We start from the raw sequence: 26,196 nt of genomic DNA, 5'->3' as shown, positions 1-26,196 counted from the left end.
AAATTCTTGAATATATAAGGGGGCAATATGCTCATATATATAATATCTGGCCAAATCATCAAACTATCAAAGGTCAAGGAATTATTACAGGATCAAAATAAGTATGAAAAACAATTGTTCGAGAGTTTACACAGAAAATTTATAAGGAGCTAACTAAGAGTAATTTATGGAGTTCAAAAGTACTTTCCAAGTTCACCCGAACTCCATAAATCTGCCCTAAGAGGCAATGATTATGTTAGCTTTGCGTATATTTAAGCTTGCTTGATCCTGCCTCCTAGGGAAAAAATAACTAGGAGTTAGACGAATGATTAAGAACAAAGTAACTGCTGATGAAGCTTTTAAACATGCTAATGCACACATGATAAGTTTTATAGCAGCTGATGCGGACTTTGAAGAATGGAAAGAGGCGTCTATTGATTCCAAACCATTGGAGCTTTACGATCCAACTGGTCAAAAATTGTATCATCAATTTTCAGTGTATAAAGATAACAACATAATAGGTAGAATCTATATAGGGGCCGATAAACAGCTTGGAGCTTCAGTCCAATTAATCTCGTTTTACCCAAAACCGTTTGATGCTACCGAAGCCATGAAGAAATCAATCGAAATTGCCAAAAATGAATGTCCAGATGGAAGTATCGAATCAACTAAGATGGTTGTATACGACTATCCTGCTATAGGAGCAATGACCGTAGTAAAGGACAAAACGACAGGATATGAACATCGGATATTTGTAGATGCATATACTCTTGATATCGTGGAAGATGAGCCTGCAACTGAAACAGAGTCTGGGATTTGGTCAATTTATGAACATAGATTGAAGAATGGAACAGAGGAGAACTTAAAAGACTGGCAGAAAAGTGATCAACTCACGAAGTATATAGAACAAGAAGCGACTGATAAGGGAATTGATATCAATGTGCCAATTACTAAGGACAAGATACAAAAACTGATTGATGATTCAGTGATAAAGTTAGTTACAAGTAAAACACTTAATGTTCCCTTATATGGACAAGAAGCAAGTGATTACTGTGCTGCAGCAAGTGGCAAAATGATTGCTAAATACTATAATGTAGATCATACCCAAACACACATCTATGAAATGATGGATGAAGGTGGAGTTATTGACGACCAAATATATTATTATGTAACAAGCATATTTGAAGGAGGATTAGGGAAAACTGGTACATTTGACGATGGGACTCCAATTTTTAGTCAACTCAAATCCAAAATTAATAACTATAGACCTGTAGTTAGTTTGATTCCAGGACATGTTCGGGTTTGTAGGGGGTATTCAGATACTGGTGTTGGATTTATACTATTTGAAGATTAATGATCCAATGCCTGTTGGATCAGGTACCCAATATATAGAAACCTGGGGTGCCGAAACTTGTCATATATATGTGAAGAGCTAAAACTCTTCACTTTTTTTGCGGTGATTGGTATGAGTAGAATTAACCAAAAAATTGCTGTTTCTATTGTTTTTCTAATTTTAGTAATAATTGCAGGGTTATTTATAAAAACGCCAGTAGATATGAAAAAAACACAAGTTAATGATGAGCTCAGAGTAAGTGGTATATATATTCAATTTGAAGATGGAGTTTCCGATTCGGAAGTTCAAACTATTCTTAAAAATTATAACCTGACTATGAACTATAGCATAAAGTACAATATTGATTATATGGCGGACGAGTACTACATTATGTTAGACAAAGATGAAAGGGATGTAAGACGCGAACTAAGTGAAGGGATGAAGGAAGAGAAAAAAGATTGGACTATATCTTCTCCTTCACATGTTATCAGAAAAGGAGATTCTTACGTAATCGTGGTATCCGAACAGGCTGTCAATGATGAAAAGTTTCTTTCGATACTGAATAAATATAACACTCAGGTGAAAAAGTTTGTCTGGTGCTATATTCGATTTGAAAAGCCGGACGGGTTCAGGTATTGGATTCCGGAGGAAGACGCAGTCAAAATGAAAAACGAGCTCGAAAATAATGAAAGTATTCTTACCGCATCTATTGACTATATTAATGATCAGTAAATCAGATACATATTTTTAAAAACGTTTCAAGCCGTGACCCTCTTCACTCCCATTGTAATAAAAAAGATGACCGGTTAAACTTTAAATCAGGTTTTTAGATTATACCGGCCTTTTCAAGAAAACCTTCCAGAGGCACGGAGTGAGTCTGGAAACCGCATACTTTGTAGGGGTCTGCTCCCATTGAAAGAGCTACGAACTGGGCAATATTCATGTGTACCATGTCGTATTTTTCCCCAAACTCTTTTTCAATAACAGGCTGGTAGCGGTCGTATGGATATGGCAGTTAGGGCACATATGGATCATTAACTCCACTCCGGCTCTCTGAAGGCTGTCGAGTTTGGTTTTGGTAACCTGGAGAGAGGTGTTTTTGTTAAGGTGGAGCTGGGAAAAGCCCATTCCGCAGGTGAGGGTACGGGCAGTATTTTATCAGAACTTTTGCTGTAAGACTGTTAGGTATTCACAAATATCACTAAATGTGAGTATAAATTGTGCTCCTGACGTTTGAATATAAATTCTTGAATATATGATGAGGCAATATGTTTATATATATAATTTCTGGCCAAATCATCAAACTATCAAAGGTCAAGGAATTATTACAGGCTCAAAATAAGTATGAAAAACAATTGTTCGAGAGTTTACACAGAAAACTTATAAGGAGCTAACTAAGAGTAATTTATGGAGTTCAAAAGTACTTTCCAAGTTCACCCGAACTCCATAAAATCTGCCCTAAGAGGCAATGATTATGTTAGCTTTGCGTATATTTAAGCTTGCTTGATCCTGCCTCCTAGGGAAAAAATAACTAGGAGTTAGACGAATGATTAAGAACAAAATTGGAATCGAAACGCTAATTTTATTAATTCTGCTGGTTGGTATGGTGTTAATGCCGGCAGGAAGTGCACAGGAAGAATCGTCGAATGTGACTTACTCATTAGGTATGATCAGCGAAAAACAGGCGGAAGACGTTGCATCTTACTCTATAAAAGAGATTTCCGGATCTGTACCTAATTTTGAAGAATGGGAAGACGCTACTGTGAAACTATCTACTGTTTACTACGATCTTGATGGTGAAATATCAGCTTATTCATATAACGTTATCGAAAACAAGCAACAAGCTGGATATATATTCATTTCAGCGACGAAGGATAACTATCCTGTTTTGGAGTTTTCAAAAGGCAAAATACCTAATGAAATACCAGAATATACAACCCGTTCAAAATCACTGGCACAAGAACGCGCCAACAAGATAAAGTTCGAAAGTAATGATAAAGAAGAACTGACTATTGGAAAGATGAAACCTCTTTATTTAGGCCCAACCTTCTACTACGCAGAGTATGCACTAATCGATACTGAAGGTAAGGCTAAAGAAAAAGTAATAGTGGATTTACCATTTTCAACTATAGTAGATTTTAATAAATCAAATGAGAGTATTCCCGTAAATGAAGAAGACTGTTTATTTAACAACACATATTTACAACAGCAACAAGAAATGAGAACACAAAATTCAAACACACAATGGACTGTCTTAGAAAAAGAAATAGCTAATTCCTCAAGTTATTCTACGTCTTCCAGTTCAAAAACGATCAGTGGTGTGCCTAAGTATGGCTGGCTCTGTGGTTGTTCTCCAACTGCGTCTGGGATGGTATTAGGATATTGGGCCAGCCATGGATATTCTTACTTAATAACGGGGCCTGATCTAATTAGGGGATTAGCTACTGCGATGGGTACAGAGTGGCCGGGAAATGGAGCAACCTGGCCATGGGCGATTGACGATGGTATAGAGACAGTTTGCAATAACCATGGATATAATAACTTTGATGCAAGCAATGATATCTATGTCTCATGGTCTGAGGTAAAAACCGAAGTGAATGCAGACAAGCCTTTCGTGCTTAGCATGCTAAACGGTGGGACAGGTAATGGTTACACTCAGCCATATGGCGATCATAGTGTTACCTGTGTGGGATACTATGATGGAAGTAGCGATTATGTATATATCCATGATACATGGGACACGAGTAATAAACACTACCTAACTTTTGGGAGCTGGACTGGAGCTATGGCAACATGGGTGAGGCCTTAACCACCCATTATATTTTTATTGAATTGAGGCACATAAATGTTTCACAAGAAAATAAGTAAAAAAATAGCATTTTTGATATTTTTGATAATTGCTCTTATTGGAGTATGGTTTATTCTCGATGTTATTTCAATTGGTCCAGGTTTGCCTCCCTCAGAGGGCATGCCAGGATGGTACATACCAGGAGCTTGGCAGGGGAATGAACTGGGCTGTACACCACTCTTTCCGAAGATTTCTCCTTACTGTAATGCAGGAAACTATTCTGAAAGAAAATTTATAAATGTCTGGTACTTTGACGATGAATCTAAATTTTTAAAAGGGGAAAATACCCTTTATGAGTATCTGGAAGAAAACGGTAATGTATCCCATCAGGGGCTGAATATTAGTGCAGAACTTCAGAAGGTAATTGAAAAGCGTGAAGCTAAAAATTCTTGGAGACCCATTTACGGTCCTTACTCCTTTAATGCAACTGGGTATATGAGTCCGGAAACATCAGGATATTTTCTGGTGTACAAGAATTCTTTCCTTAAAGAGAGAGAAGATTATTTCATAGTTTATTATGGAATCAGGGGAATGGCGAATCTCACTGAAGAAACACCAGAACTAAAGAAATTGATTGCTGAGTCCTATTATATGGCTAATGGAGAAGGGAAAGTTGATAGCTTAAAGCCGAAGGATAAAAAAGGAAAAAGTAATTTATTTTCATGGATTGAAACAAAGTATATGTGACAAACGCCGAAAGCGACAATGTCTCAGTGATCGACACTGCCACAAACACTGTTACGGCTACGGTGAATGCAGGAATATATCCTACTGGGATTGTAATTGTGCCTCTTAAGGATTCAAATATGACTGCCCAAAGCACAGGGGCAACATCCAATGCAACTGAAGACATAGGAATTGAAGAAACTAACTTATCATCTGAAGAAATAAACACTGTAGAACTCAATAATTCTAACAATAATAATTCTGAATCTGATAACGGTAGTAGATCAAGTGGAAATGAATCGAGCAATAATAACTCTACTCCAGGCTTTGGATTATTGGGAAGCTTGACCTGCATGTATAGTGGATGGAAGTTAAGGAAGAAGTAAGTGCCAAAATGGGTTTTGCTGTCGTTAGCACAACACTACTTCTGTAATTGATGCGACTACAAACACTGTTACAGCCACAGTGCCTGTAGGACTTGCTCATTTAGGAACAACTTTCGGCAAAGCCAAAAAAAGTGATTGGAAAAAATCAAAATAAAAAAAGTGACCGGTTCAACTTTAAAACGGGATTTTTATTATACCGGTCTTTTCAAGAAAACCTTCCAGAGGCACGGAGTGAGTCTGGAAACCGCATACTTTGTAGGGGTCTGCTCCCATTGAAAGAGCTACGAACTGGGCAATATTCATGTGCACCATGTCATACTCTACCCCATACTCTTTTTCAATTACAGGCTGGTAGCGGTCGTACTGGATATGGCAGTTCGGGCACATATGGATCATTAACTCCACTCCGGCTCTCTGAAGGCTGTCAAGTTTGGTTTTGGTTACCTGGAGAGAGGTGTTTTTGTTAAGGTGGAGCTGGGAAAAGCCCATTCCGCAGGCAAGGTTACGGGCGGTATTTTGTCAGAATTTGTCTAAAAAGAGAGGATTTAATTTATGGAGAGGCTTGTCAAAAATTAGACTATTCACAGGCCCCACAGGCCCGTATTGGATACAAAAGCTGATCTTTTGCTGTTAGACTGTTAGGTATTCACAAATATCACCATATGTAAGTATAAATTGTGCTCCTGACGTTTGTATATAAATTATTGAATATAGGATGAGGCAATATGTTCATATATATAATTTATGGCCAAATCATCAAACTATCAAAGGTCAAGGAATTATTACAGGATCAAAATAAGTATGAAAAACAATTGTTCGAGAGTTTACACAGAAAACTTATAAGGAGCTAACTAAGAGTAATTTATGGAGTTCAAAAGTACTTTCCAAGTTCACCCGAACTCCATAACTCTGCCCTAAGAGGCAATGATTATGTTAGCTTTGCGTATATTTAAGCTTGCTTGATCCTGCCTCCTAGGGAAAAAATAACTAGGAGTTAGACGAATGATTAAGAACAAAATTGGAATAGGATCGCTAATTTTAGCAATAATGCTGATTGGCATAGCATTGATACCAGCCGTAAGTGCACAGAAAGAGGATAATTATTCTGTAACTGCTGAAGAAGCTTTTAAGCATGCCAATGCGCACATGATAAGTTTTATAGCAGCTGATGCACCAGGCTTTGAAAACTGGACTGGGGCATCTATTGATCCCAATCCACAGGAGCTTTATGACATAAATGGTGAGAAATTATTTTATCAATTCTCAGTATATAAAGAAAAAAAATTGATAGGTACAATTGACATTTTTGCCAATAAGACTCTTGGAAATTCACTTAACGACATTGCATTTGATCCATACCCGTATAATGCGACCGAAGCTATGGATAAATCAATAGAAATTACCAAAGAAAATTACCCAGATGGAGAAATCACATCAACTAAGATGGTTGTATATAGCTATCCCAAAATAGGGGCAATGACCATAGTAAAGGACAAGTCAGGCGTTGAACATCGGATATTTGTAGATGTATACACCCTTGACGTGGTACCAGATAAACCTGCAACTGAATCCGAGCTTGGTGTTTGGTCAATGTCCAAAATGATATTGGAGAATGGAGTAGAGGAAAATTTAAAAGAATGGGAAAAAAGTGATCAACTCACAAATTCTATAGAACAAGCAGCTACTGATAAGGAAGTTAATATTAGTGTAGCAGTCACGGAAGAAAATATTAATAAACTCAGTGGCACTGTAGCGATAACGGATTCAACAAGTAAAATACTTGGTGTTCCTCTTCGTGGACAAGAAACTGACTATTACTGTATTCCGGCAAGTTGTCAAATGATTGCCATTTACTATGACAAAATCCCGACTCCGAGCCAAACATACATCTATGAATATGAGGGTGGAAGAAATCAAATACCTCTTTTTGATGAAGATGCAGAGGATTATTGTGAAGATGAGTTAGGAAAGTCTGGGACAGTAATATATACACATCTTACTAACGTTGATGCTATTGATGAGATTGACAATAATAGACCTTTTTTTAGTATGATTACGCAGCATAGTAGAGTTTGCAAAGGATACATAATCCAAAATTCGTATACATATTTGTATATTAATGATCCACTACCTGTGGGGTCGAATGGTACACCAAAACTTGAACGCACCTATGGTAGTAGCGAAGTTGAACGTATATATGTGAGGGAGTAACACTTCTCAGAGGAGTTCGATAAAACCTCTGGTTTCAATGGTTGTTTAAATACCGTTGTATATCCAATCTAAAAGTGAGGTTTATCGAAACTCTCGTTCTTTTTAATATGCTTGGTAAAGAATTCCAAAGTACGTTCATAAGGATAGGTCTATTTTTGGAATCGAAGCTAGTACTGCGGTTCCGAAGTATGTTCACAGAAATCAACGGGTGAATCTACCCAACTATCACGAATTTTTCAATCAATATGGAATCAAAACACTAGTAAAGATAAGCACTGTCTAGGGGCTAAAAAGTGAAAAGTAAAACCATATCAACAATACTTATTGATATTTTTTCTATCCCACTATTGTTTGTTGGAATGTCCAATAAAACACATAGAGGAAACACTCTTATAAGAGTATTAGGAATGATGTCAATTGTGATTTTAATACTGGTGGATATTGTAGGAGCGAGGCCATTTGCATATGTGATGAGTACTGGTAACTATTCGAACAGTGGCATTGTCTCCGTAATTGACACCGAAACCAACAGTGTTACAACTACAATTGCTCTGGGAGGATATCCTTGCGAAGTTGTAGCCACCCCAGACGGAACAAAACTATATGTAGTGGACTCAGGCTTACTCAGCACCAATGTCTTTGTAATTGATACAGCAACAAATAAACTTGATGCCACAGTGAATGTAGATGGTTATCCTGTTGGAGTTGGGGTTCATCCAGCAGGAACAAAGGTATATGTGACGAATCGTGGTAGCAACACTGTCTCAGTAATTGGCACAGCCACAAACAGTGTAGTAGCCACTTTAAACGTTGAAGTTGATCCCTGGGCTGTAGTAGTTACTCCAGATGGTACAAAAACCTATGTTGTGAACCGTCGCAGTAATACTACTTCTGTTATTGATACGGCCACACATAATATTATAACCACTGTTAATGTGGGAAATTTTCCAATTGAAGTTACAGTCACTCCAGATGGAACAAAAGTTTATGTGATAAACACTCGCAGCAATAATGTCTCTGTAATTGACGCAGCAACTAACAATGTTACTAATTCAATTAGCGTAGGGAGTTCCCCTTTTGGAGTCGCAGTCACTCCAGACGGAACAAAAATTTATGTGGCAAATCAAGAAGACAATTCGGTTTCTGTAATTGATACATTCAAATATACTGTTACAACTACCATTTCTGTAGGAGTTCACCCTTCAGAAGTTGTAATTAGTCCTGATGGAACAAAGGTTTATGTGGTAAACTGGGGCGACGATTCGGTTTCTGTAATTAATACAGCAACTAACAATGTTATAAATACAATTCCTGTAGGAATTCACCCAACTGGAATTGCAGTCACTCCAGATGGAACAAAAGTATTTGTGGTGAATTACGATAGCAACAATGTATCTGTAATTGACACAGCCACAAACAATGTTATAGCTACTATAAAAGTAGAAAATAATCCTGTTGAAATAGCCTTAGGGCATTTCATAGATTCTAATATAACTGACCAAAGCACAAGGGCAACTTCCAATGCAACTGAAGATACAGGTGCTGAAGAAACGAACTTCTCATCTGAAGAAATAAACGCTATCGAACTCAATATGTCAAAAAATAATAATTCAGAATCCGATAATGGTAGTAGCTCAGGTGGAAATGAATCAAGTAAAAATAACTCTACTCCAGGTTTTGGATTATTGGGAAGCTTGACCTGCCTGTATGGTGGATGGAAACTCAGGAAAAAGTGATGCAGGACTTGGAGAATCAGATTGCAGCTATGGGAATACGCCCTGTTGGATACGGAACATAGGCTCATGCTTTCTATGAAAAATGAGAAGCCAAGAGGTATAGATCTCAGTACAACGGTGTTCTCTAACCCGCCCATAGACGCAATAAACCCGTGGGAAACGAAATGGTTCTTATGCTCAATACAATCTTACGCATAATGTCAAAGCCAGTAGAGTTTATTCACGGACGTCTGATCAATTGATTATGAAAGCCGGATGTATGCCTCCTATGAAATCTCCTCGAATGCAAACGTCAGCATTTCCCTACCTGAATGCGCATAATGAATGGACTGATTATTACAGGTTCTGCGGAGAAAAGTGGGGATTCGTACCAGCCTGTGCATGATCTCGCAGTAAGGGACTGCAAAGTAGTTCAAGAATACTATAAATCAATACAGGTATTGGCTTAGTATATTTTATTTTGTGTTACTTCTGATTATTATAATATGCAGAATATGGTTGCAGTCGAGTATTCGTTATATAGTTTCTGGCCAGACCATCGAACTATCAACGATCAGGAGATAACTTCAGATTCAAAACAGGTATGAAAAATGGATAGTTAAAGGACATGGACAGAAAGCTTATAAGGAGTTAGATAAGAGGGATTTATGGAGTTCAGAAGTGCTTTCCAGGTACCGCCCGAACTCCACAAAACACGCCTTGAAGGCATGAGTTATGTTAGCTTTGTCTGTATTTAAGGCTTAGCTTGCCTGATTCTGCCTCCTGGGTATAAGATACACAGGAGATTAAAGTATGAACCGTAATAAAATTGGAGTAAGTATACTTGTTTTAGCAACACTGCTGATTGGTATGGTGTTGATACCAGCTGCAAGTGCACAGGAAGGGGATAAATATTCTGTAACTGCTGAGGAAGCTTTTAAACATGCCAATGCGCACATGATAAGTTTTATAGCAGCCGATGCTGACTTTGAAGAATGGAATGGGGCATTTATTGATCCTAAACCACTGGAGCTTTACGACATAAACGGTGAAAAATTGTATTATCAATTTTCAGTGTATAAAGATAATAACACAATAGGTAAAATCTACGTTTGTGCTGATAAAAAGTTGGGACACTCAGTCAAAGCCTTTGAATTCAATCCAAAATCGTTTAATGCAACGGAAGCCATGATAAAATCAATCGAAATCGCCAAAAATAAATATCCAACTGGAGAAATCAAGTCAACAATTATGGTTGTATACAGCTATCCAAGTATAGGAGCAATGACCGTAGTAAAGGACAAAAACACAGGAAATGAATACCGGATATTTGTAGATGCATATAGTCTTGATATCGTAGAAGATGAAACGGCAACTGAAACCAAACCTGGAGTTTGGTCAATTTATGAACATAGATTGAAGAATGGGGTGGAAGAACATTTAAAAGAGTGGCAGGAAAGTGACCAACTTACCAAATCGGTAGAACAAGAAGCAACTAATAATGGAATTAATATCAGTGTGCCAATTACTGAGGAAAACATGCAAAAACTGACTGATAATTCAGCGATAACTTTAACAGTCACAAGTGAAACACTCGATGTTCCCTTGTGTGGACAAGAAACAAGTTCTTATTGTGCTCCGGCAAGTGCCCAAATGATTGCTGAATACTATGATGTGTCCCATACCCAAGATTACATCCATGGAATAATGGATGGTCCTGGAACCGTTGATGAACAGCTACAATATTATACGTCAGCTGAAGGATTAGGGAAAACTGGTTCATACGACGACGATGGAAATCCTGTATATAATACACTTGTTTCTGAGATTAACAATGGAAGGCCTGCAGTTAGTATGATTCCAGGACATGTCCGAGTTTGTAGAGGATATACATATACTAGTTATGGATTACGCTATTTGAAGATTAATGATCCATTGCCTGTCGGATCTGGTCGCCAATTTACAGAAACGTATGGCGATGAAACTTGGCGTATATATGTTATGTGAGGGATTAAAACCTCACATCTTTTTTAGGTGTTGGTATGAAAATCAGCAAGGAAATAACTATTTTTATTGTATTTCTAACTCTCGTAGTGCTTTTGGGATTGTTTACAAACGCACTAAGTGATATTAGAACGCCAGCTAACAATGAGCTTAAGATGGGTGGCATGAGCATCCGATTCGAAGACGGAACTTCCGAATCGGAAGTTAAAGCTGTTCTTGAAAACTATAACATGACTACGAACTATAGCATAGATTGCAACACGGGTTCTGTGGGAAACAAATACTACATTATGGTAGACAAAGATAATCGGGATATAAGGCGCGAATTGAGAAAAGGGATGGAAGAAGAAAATAAAGATTGGATTATATCTTCTTCTGCTACTGGCATCCGAAAAGGAGATTCTTACGTAATCGCGGTATCCGAACAGGCTGTCAATGATGAAAAATTTCTTTCAATACTGAATAAATATGACACTCAGGTGAAAAAGTTCGTCTGGTGCTATATTCGCTTTGAAAAGTCGGACGGATCCAGGTATTGGATTCCGGAGGAAGATGCAGTCAAAATGAAAAACGAGCTTGAAAATAATGAAAGTATTTTTACCGTATCTATTGACTACATTAATGATCAGTAATTTAGATACATATTTTTAAAAACGTTTCAAGCCGTGACCCTCTTCACTCCAATTGTAATAAAAAAGGTAGCCAGTTATACTTTAAAGCGGGGCTTTAGATTATTCCCATCTTTTCAAGAAAACCTTCCAGAGGCACGGAGTGAGTCTGGAAACCGCATACTTTGTAGGGGTCTGCACCCATTGAGAGAGCTACGAACTGGGCGATATTCATGTGTACCATGTCGTATTTTACCCCAAACTCTTTTTCAATTACAGGCTGGTAGCAGTCGTACTGGATATGACAGTTCGGGCACATATGGATCATTAACTCCACCCCGGCTCTCTGGAGGCTGTCTAGCTTGGTTTTGGTGACCTGGAGAGAGGTGTTTTTGTTACGGTGGAGCTGGGAAAAGCCCATTCCGCAAATAAGGATGAGGGCGGTGTTTTATCAGAATTTGTCTAATAGAGAGGATCTAATTTTTGGCGATGCCGGTCAAAGTTTAGAATATTCACAGGCTCTACAGGCTCGTATTGGATACAAAAGCTGATCTTTTGCTGTTAGACTGTTAGTTATTCACAAATATCACCATATGTAAGTATGAATTGTGCTCCTGACGTTTGTATATAAATTCTTGAATATAGGATGAGGCAATATGTTCACATATATAATTTCTGGCCAAATCATCAAACTATCAAAGGTCAATGAATTATTACAGACTCAAAATGAGTATGAAAAACAATTGTTCGAGAGTTTACACAGAAAACTTATAAGGAGTTAGGTGAGAGGAATTTATGGAGTTCAAAAGTACTTTCCATGCCATCCAAACTAAATATAACAGCACAGTAAGTAGAATAGATGTCTATGCCAATAAAACGCCATGGTTGTCAGTCAACGACTTTCAGTTTAATTCTAAATCCGTTATCATTTCTTAATGTATACTTGGAAAGCTGGATTCTGTTTGAATGGAAGTATAAAAAATGGAAGTAAAAAAGTATCTGTGGTTAAGGGTTTGAAATCTTTGAAAAATACGAGCGTGAGAACTTGAAGGACAGGATGTGTAATTAATGGAAATAAATAGACAAATAATTCATCCGCTTATTTTTGTTGCTTTTTTTGTAACGATAACAGGGTCAGTTGCCGAGGCAGCAGCTGCTCCTGAAGTAAACATGGAACTGGTGGGACATTTTGGCGGGACGACAGACGCTGTTGATGTCGCTGGCAATTATGCCTACGTTGGCCAGGGACAGGATCTTTTGCTATTGGATATTACTAATCCCTCTTCACCTGTTTTAGTGAGTAAGATTATGACAGAAGGTTTTGTAAGGGACATAAAAGTTTCCGGAGATTATGCTTATGTAGCCGATGACGATAATGGTCTTGTGATTGTTGATATAAGCAATCCTTCTTCTCCAATTCTTAAAGGGCTTTATGCAGGTTCTGCTGGAGATATTGCAGTTTCCGGCAATTACGCCTATGTAGCTGATAATGATGGTCTTGTGATTGTTGATATCAGTAATCCTTCGGATCCAATTCTCAAAGGACGTTATGCAGGTCCTACTGGCGATGTTGTAGTTTCCGGCAATTACGCCTATGTAGCTGATTGGGGTAATGGTCTTATGATTGTTGATATAAGCAATCCATCTTCACCAGTTCTCAAAGGAAGCTACGATACTGCCGGAGATATTTACGGTGTCTCAATTTCCGGGAATTACGCCTATGTAGCTGATGGCGATACTGGTCTTGTGATTGTTGATATAAGCAATCCTTCTTCTCCGACTCTCAAAGGAAGCTACAATACTGCCGGAATTGCTTGTGATGTTTCAGTTTTGGGTAATTACGCCTACGTAGCTGATAATGATAATGGTCTTGTAATTGTTGATATAAGCGATCCTTCTTCTCCAGTTCTTAAAGGAAACGGCAGTACTACCGGATATGCTCACGGTATTGCAGTTTCCGGGAATTACGCTTATGTAGCCAATAGCAATAATGGTCTTGTGATTGTTGATATAAGCAATCCTTCTTCTCTTACTCTCAAAGGAAGTTGCGATACTATCGTAAGGGCTAAAAGTATTGCAGTTTCAGGAAATTATGCCTATGTAGCCGATTGGGATAATGGCCTTGTGATTGTTGATATAAGCAATCCTTTTTCCCCTACTTTCAAAGGAAGATGCGATACTCCCAGATCTGCTAACGATGTTTCAGTTTCCGGGAATTACGCCTATGTAGCCGATATGAATGATCTTGTGATTGTTGATATTAGTAATCCTTCATTTCCAATTCTAAATAAAAGTTACAATACTGGCGGATGGGCTCAAGGTATTACAGTTTCCGGCAATTACGCATATGTAATCGATATGGCTAATGGTATTTTCATCGTTGATATCAGCAATCCTTCTTCTCCAATTCTTGAGGGAATTTATGACACTTCCCCAATTATCATAGAAAATTATGATTATACCGGGAGTATTTGGAGTGTTTCAGTTTCCGGGAATTATGCTTATGTAGCCGATGAAGGAAATGGTCTTTTGATTGTTGATATTAGCAACCCATCTTCTCCAATTCTGAAAGGAAGCTACGATACTGCCGGACTTGCTTACGATGTTGCAGTTTCCGGAAATTATGCCTATGTAGCTGATAGCAAAAATGGGCTTGCGATTATTGACATAAGTAATCCTTCTTCTCCAATTCTTATGGGAAACTACAATACTTCCGGATATGCTGAATGTGTTTCAATTTCAGGCAATTACGCCTATGTAGCCGTTGATGATAGTCTTGTGGTTGTTGATATAAGCAATCCTTCTTCTCCAATTCTTAAAGGGCTTTATGCAGGTTCTGCTGGAGATATTGCAGTTTCCGGCAATTATGTCTATGCAGGTGAAGGTGTTAATGGTCTTGTTATTCTGAAAGCAAATCCAGAATCAGCATTTACTGTTGCAGACTTCAGTAACAATATCACCTCCGGTTACGCTCCTCTCTCGATCCAGTTCAATGACCGTTCTCAGAACGCAACTTTATGGAACTGGGACTTTGGAGATGGATATAATTCAACAAATCAAAATCCGATCCATACTTACTCTTCAGCAGGAACCTATACTGTTAACCTGACAGTAATCAATGAAAACAGAACAGCCTCAAAAGTGGCTAAGATATTCGTGCTGAATACAAGCAGTTCTGCTGAAGAAAACAGTAGTGGAAGCGAAGAAACTGGTGGTGACGGGGTAATCTTAACAAAAGATACAGGCGCTCCTGCAAAAGAAAGCAAAATAACTCCTGGATTCGAAATAGTTTACTGGGTTGTAAGCCTGCTAGCTGCATTCTGGATAAAGGAGAGTAATAAAAAGTAGTTTTTATCCTGAAATTCACTTAAATTATGGAGATTTTAGAGAAATATCTTAAGTCCAAATCTTTTGATAATAGCACTGGCATGAAAGACAAACACTGATCAGGGAAAAAAGATGAAAATTAAAACTATATCAACAATACCGATCGACACTTTTTCGATTCCACTCCCATCTGTGGTAATGTCTAATAAAGCACGCAGAGAAGATACTCTCATAAGAGTTTTTAGAATAACAGGACTTGCGATTTTAATACTGGCGGGCGTAGCAGGCGCAGCTCCATTTGCATATGTGACGAATCTTGGGAATAATTATAACGATACGAATTATAATGGTAGTGTCGCCCCTGTCGTGCCTACTCCTAATGTCGCTGTAATTGACACAGCAACCAACAATGTTACAGCCAGAGTGCCTCTCGGTGGAGGATGGCCTGTAGGAGTTGCAGTCAACCCTGCAGGAACAAAGGTATATGTGGTGGACTCACCTATGGACGTCTCCACTGTTTATGTAATTGACACAGCCACAAATATGGTCAGTGCCAAAGTGAATATAGGAAGTAGTTATCCTTCGGGAATTACATTTAACCCTGCAGGAACAAGAGTTTATGTGACGAAGCAGCGTGACAACACCGATATCTCTGTAATTAACACAGCGACAAACACCTTAATGGCACCGATTATTGTGGAACCGAGTACTCATGATGTTGCATTTACACCGGATGGAAAAAAAATCTATATCACGAACTTTCGCGGCAACATTACTTCTATAATTGATGCAGCTACAAATAAAGTTACAGCCAATATATCTGTAGGAGACTCCCCTTGTGGGATTGCAGTCACACAGGACGGAAAAAAGATATACGTACTCAACTATGACAGCAACACTGTCTCTGTAATTAACACAGCCACGGATAATGTAATAGCCACTGTGCCTGTAGGAAACTCGCCCAATCTTGTTGCAGTCACTTCTGATGGAAATAAAGTATATGTAGCTAACAATAACACTGTTTCTGTAATTGACACAGCTACGAATAATGTAATAGCCACTGTACCTGTAGGAACTTCTTCTCGTGAAATTGTAGTCAGTCCAGATGGAAATAAGGTTTATTTAGGAAACTTCTACAATAAAAGTGTCACTGTAATTAATACAGAAACAAACACTGTCATAGCAACAGTGCCTGTGGGAGAATGGCCCATGGGAATTGCAATCACACCGGACGGAAAAAAGGTATATGTGGCAAACGCTGAAAGCGATAATGTCTCAGTGATTGACACAGCCACAGACACTGTTACGGCTACGGTGAATGCAGGAGTCTACCCTACTAATGTTGTAATTGTACCTCTTAAGGATTCTAATATGACTGCCAAAAGCACAGGGGCAACCTCCAATGTAACTGAAGATATAGGAGTCGAAGAAACTAATTTATCATCTGAAGAAATAAACGCTGCCGAACTCAATAATTCAAAAAAGAATAATTCAGAATCCGATAATGGCAGTAGCTCAGGTGGGAATGAATCAAGTAAAAATAACTCTACTCCAGGTTTTGGATTATTGGGAAGCTTGACCTGCCTGTATAGTGGATGGAAGTTAAGGAAGAAGTAAGTGCCAAAATGGATTTTGCTGTCGTTAGCACAACACTACTTCTGTAATTGATGTGACTACAAACACTGTTACAGCCACAGTGCCTGTAGGACTTGCTCATTTAGGAACAACTTTCGGCAAAGTCAAAAAATTAGTTGGAAAAAATCGAAATAAAAAAAGTGACCGGTTCAACTTTAAATCAGGTTTTGATTATACCGGCCTTTTCAAGAAAACCTTCCAGAGGCACGGAGTGAGTCTGGAAACCGCATACTTTGTAGGGGTCTGCTCCCATTGAGAGGGCTACGAACTGGGCAATATTCATGTGCACCATGTCGTACTCGACCCCGAACTCTTTTTCAATCACGGGCTGGTAGCGGTCGTACTGGATATGACAGTTCGGGCACATATGGATCAGTAACTCCAGTCCGGCTCTCTGGAGGCTATCGAGTTTGGTTTTGGTAACCTGGAGAGAGGTGCTCTTGTTAAGGTGGAACTGGGAAAAACCAATTCCGCAGGTGAGGATGTGAGCGATATTTTGTCATAATTTGTCTAAAATATAGGTTACCTAATTTTTAACTAGATCTGCCAAAAAATAGAAGGTTTGTGGCATATACAGGCTCACATAAGATACAAACACTGGTCTTATGCGGCAAGACTGCAACATTTAAATAAATATCAATATATGCGAATATACAGTGGAATTGGAAAGGTTATAGAGAAGTAATTGGATATATAATGAGACAATATATATAATTTTTGGCCAAATCATCAAACTATCAAAGGCCAAGGAATTATTACAGACTATTACAGACTCAAAATTAGTTCGAAAATCGAATAGTTAAAGGATATGGTCAGAAAGCTTATAAGGAGTTAGATAAGAGGGATTTATGGAGTTCAGAAGTGCTTTCCAGGTACCGCCCGAACTCCACAAAACACGCCCTAAAGGCATGAGTTATGTTAGCTTTGTCTGTATTTAAGGCTTAGCTTGCCTGATTCTGCCTCCTGGGTATAAGATACACAGGAGATAAAATAATGAACCGTAATAAAATTGGAGTAAGTATACTTGTTTTAGCAACACTGCTGGTTGGTATGGTGTTAATACCGGCAGTAAGTGCACAGGAAGAAAAAGATTATTCTGTAACTACTGAGAAAGCTTTTAAGCATGCCAATGCGAACATGATAAGTTTCATAGCAGCCGATGTACCAGGCTTTGAAAACTGGACAGGGGCATCTATTGACCCCAAACCAGTTGAGCTTTATGACATAAATGGTCAGAAATTATTTTATCAATTCTCAGTCTATAAAGAAAAAAAATTGATAGGTACGATTGACATTTATGCCAATAAAACGCTGGGACATTCATTCAACGACATTACATTCGACCCTGAACCTTATAAAGCGGCTGAAGCCGTGAAGAAGTCAAAAGAAATCGCCAATAAAAATTACCCAACTGGAGAAATAAAATCAACCAATATGGTTGTATACAGTTATCCTAAAATAGGGGCGATGACTGTGGTAAAGGACAAGTCAGGAGATGAATCCAGAATATTTGTAGACGCATACACCCTTGATGAAGTCCAAGACAAGCCTGCAACTGAAACCGAGCCTGGAGTTTGGTCAATGTATGAAGTGAAATTAAAGAATGGAGTGGAAGAGAATTTAAAGGAATGGGAGAAAAGCAATCAATTCACAAAATCTATTGAACAAGCAGCAGTTAATAAGGGAATTAATCTTAATGCGGCAGTCACTGAAGAAAATATTGAAAAACTCAGTGGCAATGCAGCGATAAAATCTATAACAAGTGGAGACATTTATGTTCCCCATCTTGGACAAGAAACTGACTACTACTGTGTTCCAACTAGTATCCGAATGCTTTGTATGTACTTTAATGACCCGAACCCTGCCCCTTCACAAACGTCTATCTACAACTATTTGGATGGGGTACCCGATGATGGGCTCTCATATGATGACATTGAGGAATGGGTTGAAGATAAATGGGATAAAACGCCAACTGTCAGGACTTCCGCACTTTATAATATTGACGCTGTTACCGAGATTGACAACGGAAGACCTTTTTTCAGTATGATTTCTGGACATTGTCGACTTTGTCGAGGATACCTATATCAAGATGGGTATTTCCATTTGCATATTAATGATCCGTGGCCTGTTGGGTCATCCGGTCAAGTAAGATATGAATGCACTTACGGTGGCCCAGAAGTTGGACGTGTATATGTGAGGTAAAATTCCTCGGGAGTTCGATAAACCTTGGTTCCAATGGTTGATTATATGTATATATAAAAGCCAAAGAGTGGAGTTTATCGAACTCCTTTAATTATTAGATCCTATTCCAAAAATAATATTGTGCTAAAATTATAAATTTACTCTTACCTCCTTCTGTGAAATAATGCTCTATGGAAATTCATAGAACTTTTCTTCCTCTGTAGAAATGATATACAGGAAGGGCACTTCATATATTTGTTTAAGTTGAAGTTTTGCCAAAATTGACAAAGATACTTAAAAAGCAAAAAATAGATGTGTTCCGAAATATAAAATTTAATTTATAAATAAAGTTATTCCATCCTGAAATTATCTCAACTGTAAGAGTCTATAAAAGGGAGGCTAAAATGAAAGAAATAATATGTGATAAAGCATGTCAGCGTATCCTTATAAAAGCTTTTGTAATAATGGCGCTTGCACTTATAGTAAAGGCGAATATCACATATGCAGCTCCATTTGCATATGTGACAAGTCCGGGGAAAAACATCAACATTGGCACTGTCTTTGTAATTGACACAAAAACTAATAATCTTACAACCATGGTGGAGATTGAAGGCTACCCTGGCAAAGTTGCAGCCACACCAGATGGAACGAAAATATATGTGACAGATTCAAGTATAGGTAGCACTACTGTCTCTGTAATTAACACAGAAACAAATACACGAAGTGCCACAGTGGATGTAGGAGGAAGTTCTTGTGGAGTTGCCATTAACCCGACAGGAACGAGGGCATATGTGGCGATCCGTGACAGTAACACTGTCTCAGTAATTAGTACAGCCACAAACAGTGTGATAGATACTTTAAATGTTGGAACTGATCCTTGGGCAGTGGCTATCAATCCAGATGGAACGAAACTATATGTCACGAACCGTCGCAGCAACACTACTTCTGTAATTAACACGGCTACAAACAATATTATAGCCACTGTAAATGTAGGAAATTTTCCGATTGGAGTTGCAGTCACTCCAGATGGAACAAAAGTTTATGTGTTGAACGCTCGCAGTAATAATGTCTCTATAATTGACACGGCTACAAACAATATTATAGCCACTGTAAATGTAGGAAATTTTCCGATTGGAGTTGCAGTCACTCTGAATGGAACAAAGGTATACGTAACGAACTGGGAAGATGATTCGGTTTCCGTAATTGACACAATAACTAACAATGTTGTAACTACAATTCCTGTAGGAACTCATCCAACTGGAGTTACAGTTAATCCAGATGGAACAAAAGTATATGTGGCGAATTACGACAGCAATAACCTCTCTGTAATTGACATAGCCACAAATAATGTTATAGCCACTGTAAATGTAGGATATCATCCGTCTGGAGTTGCCTTTGGGCATTTTATAGATTCTAATATGACTGATCAAAGCACAGGGGCAACCTCCAATACAACTGAAGATATAGGAGTCGAAGAAACTAATTTATCATCTGAAGAAATAAACGCTGTCGAACTCAATATGTCAAAAAATAATAATTCCGAATATAGCAGCGGTAGTAGCTCAGGTGGAAATGAATCGAGCAAAAATAACTCTACTCCAGGTTTTGGATTATTGGGAAGCTTGACCTGCCTGTATGGTGGATGGAAACTCAGAAAAAAGTGATGCTGGATTGGATAATCTGAAGTTACTGGCATTAATGATCCAATGACTGTTGGGTCGAATGGTATGCCAAAAATTGAATTCGCCACCAGTCAAGAAAAAACGTATATATAAACCAAAATTCCTCAAAGAAGTTCGAGAAATCTCTGAAACGGTTGCATATACACTTTATATATAACCAGTCAAAAAGTAGGGTTTATCGAAATTCTCGCCACATTTCAATATATTTGCTAAAATTTAGATACAAAATACTAATTAGGCAGTAAATAATATTTTCTCCTGATATTTTTTGTCTTGTAGCTCGTTTGTTTTATCCTGAAGTTGACTTAAATTAATGAAGATTTTTAGAAATATATCTTAGTCCAATTTTTTAATAGTGGCACTGGTATAAAAGGCAAACATTGCTTGGGGATAAAAGATGAAAAATAAAAGTATATCAACAATACCGATTGACACTTTTTCTATTACAATTCCATCTGTAGTGATGTCTAATAAAGCACGCAGAAAAGATACTCTCATAAGAGTTTTAGGAATAACTGCACTTATGATTTTAATACTGATGGGTGTCGTAGGTGCAGCTCCATTTGCCTACATTACTAACTACGACAGTAATAATCTCTCTGTAATTGACACAGCCACAAATAAGATTACAGCCACAGTAGATGTAGGAGAACATCCCTCTGGAGTTGCAATCAGTCCGGATGAAACAAAGGCATATGTTGTGAACTCACGTAGCAACACTGTATCTGTAATTAACACCACCAAAAATAAAGTTATAGTCACAGTGAAAGTAGGAACCTATCCTCAAAAAATTGCAGTAAGTCCAGATGGGACAAAGGCATACGTGACGAGTTTCAGCAACAACACTGTTTCTGTAATTGACACAGCCACAAATAAGATTATAGCCACAGTGCCTGTAGGAAACTTTCCTTTCGGAGTTGCCGTTAGCCCGGATGGGAAAAAGGTATATGTGGCGAATTCTGGCGGTGACTCAACTAACTTTACAGGTACAGTCTCTGTAATTGACACAACCGCAAACACTGTTGCAGCCACGATACCTACAGGAAACAATTCACTTGGGGTTGCAATCAGTCCGGATGGGAAAACGGTATATGTGGCGAATATGGCAAGTAGCAGTATTTCTATAATAGATACAATTTCAAATGCTGTTGTAAGTACGGTTAAAACAGGAAGAAATCCTAAGGGAGTAGCGGTAAGTCCGGATGGAAAAAAGGTATACGTAGCGATAAATCCCATCAATTCACTTACAGGTGCTGTTGATATTATTGATACAGCCACAAACAAGGTCACAGCCACTGTGCCTGTAGGAAAGGCACCTGGTGGAATTGAAGTTACCCAAGACGGAACAAAGGTATATGTGGTGAATTATGCGAGCCACACTGTTTCTGTAATAGACACCTCTACAAACAGGGTTACAGACACAGTGCCTGTAGGAAAATATCCTATTGAAGTTGCCTTTGGGAACTTTATAGATTCTAATGTGACTGATCCGATTATAACAACAAACTCTACTGTAACTGAAGATATAAAAGTTGGAGATATAGCAAGTCCATCATCTGAAGAAATAAACGCTGTCGAACTCAATAATTCAAAAAATAATAATTCTGAATCTGATAATGGTAATAGCTCAAATGAAAATGAATCGAGCAAAAATAACTCCACTCCAGGTTTCGGATTATTGGGAAGTCTGGTCTGCCTGTATGGTGGACGGAAACTCGGGAAGAAGTAATACAGGGCTTGGATAACCCGAACATTGGCATTAATGATCCAATGAATACTTGGTCGAATAGTACGCCAAAAATTGATTTCGCCACCAATCAAGAAAAAACGTATATATAAGCCAAAATTCCTCAGAGGAGTTCGATAAATCTCTGGTTTCAACAGTTGATTATATACCCTTTGTATAAACAGCCAGTCTATGGGTTTATCAAATCGTTTTCATTTTTTAGGTGTTAATATGAGCAAAATCAACAAGAAAATCGCGATTTTTATTATTTTTCTAACTCTCGTAGCGCTTTGGGGATTACTTGTAAAAGTACCGGTAGAGGATACGAAAACACCAGATCCTGAATCGCAAGTAGCTGGTATGACTATTCAATTTAAAGATGGAATTTCTGAGTCAGAAGTAAAAGCCCTTCTTCAAAACTACAATATGACTCGGAACTATAGAATAACATATGACACTAATTCTCCGGAAAAATATTACATAATGGCGGACAAAGATAATTGGAGTGACATAAGACGCGAGCTTGTAAAAGAGATGAAGGAAGATAAAAAAGATTGGACTATATCTTCTCCTGCTGATGTTACCCGAAAAGGAGATTATTACGTTCTTCCGGTCTCTGAACAAGCGACCCTGGACGAAAAATTTCTTGCAATAATGGACAAATATGATATTGGGGCAAAAAAGTTTGTTTGGTGTGATATTCGTTTTCTTTATAGTGATGGACCCCTGACGTATTGGATTCCGAAAGAGGATGCAATAAGGATAAAAAATGAGCTCGAACAAAATGAAAATATATTTACTGTACAGCTCAGTTACCTTTATCCCCCATATGACCCCACGACCTGAGAGGCTGTCTTAAAGCCGATCCGGAGGGTGGTTACCTGTTATAATTTTTACAAAACGGATACTCTAATATTATAGACCTTATAACTTTCACAACACGCCATTAATGACTTTTCGGACAGTCTCTATCTGAAAAAAATCAGCTTTAAGAGAAACGTTTCTGAGGTCGATTTGTTTGGTATACATTTTAAAGTTAGAAAACAAATTTCGGTCGTCCACCGTTACATGGTTGATATTTTTGAAAAAAACAATGCTGAGCTCAAATTTCTGAATCGGCAGAGTTGCGCCTCGGGAGTACGCTGCCCTTTTCTGCAGAGTTTCGCTTCGAGAGCACGAGGTCCTTTTCTGCAGAGTTTCGCTTCGGGAGCACGAGGTCCTTTTCGCTGCGCTCAAGAGGACTACTTAAAAATAGTTATGACCCGTACAACGTCATTAGCTCTACCGAACCATTTTTGTCACGCTCGACGCAAGAGAGCGGCTTTCAGACAAAAAAGACGAAAAGACCCGAAAGAAAAGCCATAAAGTAAAAGTTAAGTAAAAAGTAGGGAGATGCAGTCAGAACCGGCTAAAAATATACCTGAAAAACACTCTTTTCCACATCTGTTTTTATAGATTTTTGCTACATCCCCAAACATCTTCTTTCTTCTTTCTCTTCTACGTCTTTCTCGTCTACAACTTTCTGCTTTTTTTGCAGGGCCGCCAGACAAGCTGGCGGATACGTATGATATTTACCTGTGAATTAAAATGCGGTTTCCGGGGTCAAGGGAATGATTCTTCGGACCAGGGAAGGTATTTCACTATAACTCGTTTTTTCTTAATACCAGTTTACATTTCGACCCCCTTTTAATTTTTCCACCGAATTTTCGTAGACTTTGCAGTATTTGCCCCTTTTTAGATTCGAATTGGTTGAAAATATTCATTAGTTCATCTTCCCTCTATTGAATTCAACCCAAAATTCCATAGCTTCAGCTATGGAATTTTATTTTTATGTTCTACGTGCTTTACAACTAAGGGATTACCCTTTTTCTGAGTGAATTCCCAACAGTTCTAACAACTTGCGCAGATGTTCTGCTTTCCCAGACTTTGAATAAATAATATGCTCATCCCCCATAGTGACGATACTGTGCAGTGAAAATAACCTTAACAATTTATCTGCAGTAGGATTCATTAAAGGTCTTCCAGCAAAATCAATTAGTGGTGGCTCACTTTCATTTTTAAGGTTCATTCTGGTGATAATCCTCATCAATACCCTTATGAGCAGTGAAACATGAAGCAACATCATCAATGCTTCAATACGCTCAGGTTTTTCCAGGAAAATGGTAGATACCATCGTAGGTTTTTTCAATTCTTCAAAATTGGTTTCGATAACTCTTTGTTTTTTGTAATCCTGAAGTATCTGCTTATTGTTTTCTTCATCTACTGGAATGTTGGTAATTAAAACAAAGGATTCTTTGTCCTGTTTGTACTCTTCCACACGCTTCTCACTTTCGGTCAATTTATCCAGCTTGACTACAAATTTTTCAATAATAGTAGGAGGCTTTTGATCTTTAGAAGGTCTTCCTCTCGACCTTTTTTCTGTGACTATCTTTTCAACACTGAGTTTAATGTCAAGTAATGAGTTTTTATGCATCTTAAGGAACGCACCAATTTCTTTTTCTGCGTCTGGTTCACAGGAAAATGGTTCCTTAAACGACTTCTTTACATCATCCACAATCGCTTGTTTCTCTTTTTCAATACTCTTTTTTACTTTGCTTTCCGCATCATCACCCTTAACCACAACCAATCGAAACTTATTTTTATAGATCGTTTTCACAAAACCTTGAGCGTCATATCTTGCAGCTCTTTTTGATTTTTCATCTTCACAACAAATTCCTATGTCTTCCCAATCATTCAGCAAATAAGCCTGTTTTATTGCTTTTTCAGCAGTTTTAGAGTTAAAATTGGAAGGACAGCGAGATATAAACCTTATTGGATCTTTATCTCCGTATATAACCTCCATATTCTTTTTGTTAACCAGTTTTGAATCTGCTATAAATGTATAGCCACCACAACCATCACCAAGAAGTCCCTGCAAATATTGTATTGCACTCTTAAACCAGGTACTATCTGCAGTATTTCCATCCAGTGTTTGTTCATATACTGGAATCCCGTACTCATCTGTAAGCATTCCAGTCATAACCTGTTTCAGTTCAGGGTGCTTGTCTTTGCTATGACCATGAGTTACATTCAACCCTTCAAACCTTCCTGTTCACAGACCTCACATTCCCCATAAAATACATGGGACGTTGTGTCTGCATGAAGTATATGGCTAACAGGAATTTTGAAATTCACATAAGAATTGGCTGCTATTCTGCTAAATAATCCAGTACTACCTGCCTCAGCAATCCGATCCAGTAATTTCGCAAGATGATCATCATTGAAATCACTACGGAGATAATTCCCACCAAAAAGAAGCTTCAAGTCAAGACCTTCAAGTGCCTCTTCAATTCGGTAAAGAGGACATCTTTTATCATCTCTTAAAAAGGGAGTTAAAATGATACTTCTTGCAAGTGTTGCAGGAGAAACTGCCCACTGATCTTTATCCCATCTAACATTATCATTGATGATCTCGTCAAAGCCGAGTATGTCAAGAAACTCGCGGCAAACGATAAGAACAACTGGGGTTTCCGTTTTTTGGGAGAAATTTTTGGCGTTCAAAAGTTGAGACATTTTTTTAAAATTCTTAGTACCTTTTGCAGAAGGAGAAAGTTTTTTGGTTTTTGCTTTTTGATCCATTTTTTTCATGTAAGATATTATTTGAAAGATATTATTTAAAAAACTTTGACAAAATGATCCATTTGAGGCTGTAATCAATATTATAAAAAAATAAATTATGTTTAATTTTTAAGGGGGGGTCGAAATGTAAATACCAGCAGGAATTCGCTTGTTATTTGTTTTTACGGGCAGACGAGACGGTTTCAGCCCTGTAAGGCGCAGAAGAGAGAAACAAATGATTTCATCTCAGGATGTTCTGAATAATATCAACCGATTAAGCAGGAACCACCAAAATTTC

General features: G+C 38.1%; 23 protein-coding genes and 1 pseudogene. 17 read left to right on the top strand and 7 right to left on the bottom strand.

The window, feature by feature from the left end:
• Positions 1-304: 304 nt before the first annotated feature.
• Together MSWHS_RS05405 and MSWHS_RS05400 are read left to right on the top strand one after the other, a co-directional pair.
• Positions 305-1,333, top strand: coding sequence for a C39 family peptidase (locus tag MSWHS_RS05405; protein WP_231585589.1), 1,029 nt, complete (start codon positions 305-307; stop codon positions 1,331-1,333).
• Between the two features lie 201 nt (positions 1,334-1,534).
• Positions 1,535-2,044, top strand: coding sequence for a UPF0228 family protein (locus tag MSWHS_RS05400; RefSeq protein ID WP_369798966.1), 510 nt, complete (start codon positions 1,535-1,537; stop codon positions 2,042-2,044).
• A 94-nt stretch (positions 2,045-2,138) separates the two neighbouring features.
• On the opposite strand, the gene MSWHS_RS21915 is transcribed toward MSWHS_RS05400, so the two are convergent.
• Both MSWHS_RS21915 and MSWHS_RS21235 read right to left on the bottom strand, forming a co-directional pair.
• On the bottom strand, positions 2,139-2,264 hold the full coding sequence (locus tag MSWHS_RS21915) for a hypothetical protein (protein WP_255353717.1): 126 nt from the start codon (positions 2,262-2,264) through the stop codon (positions 2,139-2,141).
• Positions 2,252-2,440, bottom strand: coding sequence for a heterodisulfide reductase-related iron-sulfur binding cluster (locus tag MSWHS_RS21235; RefSeq protein WP_231585588.1), 189 nt, complete (start codon positions 2,438-2,440; stop codon positions 2,252-2,254). The genes MSWHS_RS21915 and MSWHS_RS21235 overlap by 13 nt, the downstream gene beginning before the upstream one ends.
• A gap of 418 nt (positions 2,441-2,858) precedes the next feature.
• On the opposite strand from MSWHS_RS21235, the gene MSWHS_RS05395 reads away from it, so the two are divergent.
• From MSWHS_RS05395 to MSWHS_RS22230, 4 genes and pseudogenes are all read left to right on the top strand, one after another.
• Positions 2,859-4,121, top strand: coding sequence for a C39 family peptidase (locus MSWHS_RS05395; protein WP_048041066.1), 1,263 nt, complete (start codon positions 2,859-2,861; stop codon positions 4,119-4,121).
• A gap of 36 nt (positions 4,122-4,157) precedes the next feature.
• A complete protein-coding gene (locus MSWHS_RS05390) occupies positions 4,158-4,847 on the top strand; it encodes a hypothetical protein (protein WP_048038756.1) in 690 nt (229 codons plus the stop codon).
• Positions 4,835-5,212: pseudogene (locus MSWHS_RS05385) on the top strand (YncE family protein); the annotation flags it as partial. The gene MSWHS_RS05390 and the pseudogene MSWHS_RS05385, both read left to right, overlap by 13 nt.
• 46 nt (positions 5,213-5,258) lie before the next feature.
• Positions 5,259-5,366, top strand: coding sequence for a hypothetical protein (locus MSWHS_RS22230; RefSeq protein ID WP_230625174.1), 108 nt, complete (start codon positions 5,259-5,261; stop codon positions 5,364-5,366).
• A gap of 20 nt (positions 5,367-5,386) precedes the next feature.
• Here the strand turns inward: MSWHS_RS22230 and MSWHS_RS05380 are convergent, their stop codons facing one another.
• Positions 5,387-5,701 carry a heterodisulfide reductase-related iron-sulfur binding cluster gene (locus MSWHS_RS05380; protein ID WP_048038760.1) on the bottom strand — a complete coding sequence of 105 codons (315 nt, stop codon included), beginning with the start codon at positions 5,699-5,701 and terminating at the stop codon, positions 5,387-5,389.
• 513 nt (positions 5,702-6,214) lie between these two features.
• Here MSWHS_RS05380 and MSWHS_RS05375 point away from each other — a divergent pair.
• The 4 genes from MSWHS_RS05375 to MSWHS_RS05360 all read left to right on the top strand — a co-directional run bounded on the left by MSWHS_RS05375 (position 6,215) and on the right by MSWHS_RS05360 (position 11,774).
• Positions 6,215-7,423, top strand: a complete 1,209-nt coding sequence (locus tag MSWHS_RS05375) for a C39 family peptidase (protein WP_048158838.1) — start codon at positions 6,215-6,217, stop codon at positions 7,421-7,423.
• Between the two features lie 293 nt (positions 7,424-7,716).
• Complete coding sequence (locus MSWHS_RS05370; RefSeq protein ID WP_230625124.1) at positions 7,717-9,159, top strand: beta-propeller fold lactonase family protein; 1,443 nt, start codon at positions 7,717-7,719, stop codon at positions 9,157-9,159.
• A 792-nt stretch (positions 9,160-9,951) separates the two neighbouring features.
• Positions 9,952-11,145, top strand: coding sequence for a C39 family peptidase (locus MSWHS_RS05365; RefSeq protein ID WP_048158837.1), 1,194 nt, complete (start codon positions 9,952-9,954; stop codon positions 11,143-11,145).
• A 35-nt stretch (positions 11,146-11,180) separates the two neighbouring features.
• Positions 11,181-11,774, top strand: coding sequence for a UPF0228 family protein (locus MSWHS_RS05360; protein WP_048158836.1), 594 nt, complete (start codon positions 11,181-11,183; stop codon positions 11,772-11,774).
• A 94-nt stretch (positions 11,775-11,868) separates the two neighbouring features.
• Here MSWHS_RS05360 and MSWHS_RS05355 read toward each other — a convergent pair whose 3' ends face one another.
• Entirely contained in the window at positions 11,869-12,171 is a 303-nt protein-coding gene (locus MSWHS_RS05355) for a heterodisulfide reductase-related iron-sulfur binding cluster (protein WP_048158835.1), read from the bottom strand.
• A 647-nt stretch (positions 12,172-12,818) separates the two neighbouring features.
• Here MSWHS_RS05355 and MSWHS_RS05350 point away from each other — a divergent pair.
• The 3 genes from MSWHS_RS05350 to MSWHS_RS22225 all read left to right on the top strand — a co-directional run bounded on the left by MSWHS_RS05350 (position 12,819) and on the right by MSWHS_RS22225 (position 16,968).
• Positions 12,819-15,098: a PKD domain-containing protein gene (locus tag MSWHS_RS05350; protein WP_048158834.1), complete on the top strand. Its 2,280-nt coding sequence runs from the start codon at positions 12,819-12,821 to the stop codon at positions 15,096-15,098.
• A 177-nt stretch (positions 15,099-15,275) separates the two neighbouring features.
• On the top strand, positions 15,276-16,694 hold the full coding sequence (locus tag MSWHS_RS05345) for a beta-propeller fold lactonase family protein (protein WP_048159562.1): 1,419 nt from the start codon (positions 15,276-15,278) through the stop codon (positions 16,692-16,694).
• 52 nt (positions 16,695-16,746) lie between these two features.
• The gene (locus MSWHS_RS22225; protein WP_082088330.1) at positions 16,747-16,968 is read left to right on the top strand and encodes a hypothetical protein; all 222 of its coding nucleotides are present in this window, start codon (positions 16,747-16,749) and stop codon (positions 16,966-16,968) included.
• Here MSWHS_RS22225 and MSWHS_RS21230 read toward each other — a convergent pair.
• Complete coding sequence (locus MSWHS_RS21230) at positions 16,873-17,079, bottom strand: hypothetical protein (protein ID WP_048158833.1); 207 nt, start codon at positions 17,077-17,079, stop codon at positions 16,873-16,875. The two genes, MSWHS_RS22225 and MSWHS_RS21230, sit on opposite strands and share 96 nt — an antisense overlap.
• Positions 17,080-17,705: 626 nt before the next feature.
• Here MSWHS_RS21230 and MSWHS_RS05335 point away from each other — a divergent pair.
• The 4 genes from MSWHS_RS05335 to MSWHS_RS05320 all read left to right on the top strand — a co-directional run bounded on the left by MSWHS_RS05335 (position 17,706) and on the right by MSWHS_RS05320 (position 23,147).
• Positions 17,706-18,914, top strand: a complete 1,209-nt coding sequence (locus MSWHS_RS05335) for a C39 family peptidase (protein ID WP_048158832.1) — start codon at positions 17,706-17,708, stop codon at positions 18,912-18,914.
• Positions 18,915-19,297: 383 nt separating this feature from the next.
• A complete protein-coding gene (locus MSWHS_RS05330) occupies positions 19,298-20,557 on the top strand; it encodes a beta-propeller fold lactonase family protein (protein ID WP_048158831.1) in 1,260 nt (419 codons plus the stop codon).
• A 415-nt stretch (positions 20,558-20,972) separates the two neighbouring features.
• The gene (locus MSWHS_RS05325) at positions 20,973-22,304 is read left to right on the top strand and encodes a YncE family protein (RefSeq protein ID WP_048158830.1); all 1,332 of its coding nucleotides are present in this window, start codon (positions 20,973-20,975) and stop codon (positions 22,302-22,304) included.
• A 228-nt stretch (positions 22,305-22,532) separates the two neighbouring features.
• A complete protein-coding gene (locus tag MSWHS_RS05320) occupies positions 22,533-23,147 on the top strand; it encodes a UPF0228 family protein (protein WP_048158829.1) in 615 nt (204 codons plus the stop codon).
• Positions 23,148-24,159: 1,012 nt separating this feature from the next.
• On the opposite strand, the gene MSWHS_RS05310 is transcribed toward MSWHS_RS05320, so the two are convergent.
• Together MSWHS_RS05310 and MSWHS_RS05305 are read right to left on the bottom strand one after the other, a co-directional pair.
• Positions 24,160-25,374 (bottom strand): IS1634 family transposase, encoded by a 1,215-nt coding sequence (locus tag MSWHS_RS05310; protein ID WP_048158827.1) that lies wholly within the window; start codon positions 25,372-25,374, stop codon positions 24,160-24,162.
• Positions 25,371-25,928 carry a DUF4277 domain-containing protein gene (locus MSWHS_RS05305; RefSeq protein WP_082088328.1) on the bottom strand — a complete coding sequence of 186 codons (558 nt, stop codon included), beginning with the start codon at positions 25,926-25,928 and terminating at the stop codon, positions 25,371-25,373. Before MSWHS_RS05305 ends, MSWHS_RS05310 begins: the two co-directional genes overlap by 4 nt.
• Between the last annotated feature and the right edge of the window lie 268 nt (positions 25,929-26,196).

The sequence above is a fragment of the Methanosarcina sp. WWM596 genome, from assembly GCF_000969965.1.
Taxonomy (GTDB): Archaea; Halobacteriota; Methanosarcinia; order Methanosarcinales; family Methanosarcinaceae; genus Methanosarcina.
Note: the sequence above shows the minus strand (reverse complement) of the source record. Positions and strands in the feature narration are given on the sequence as shown.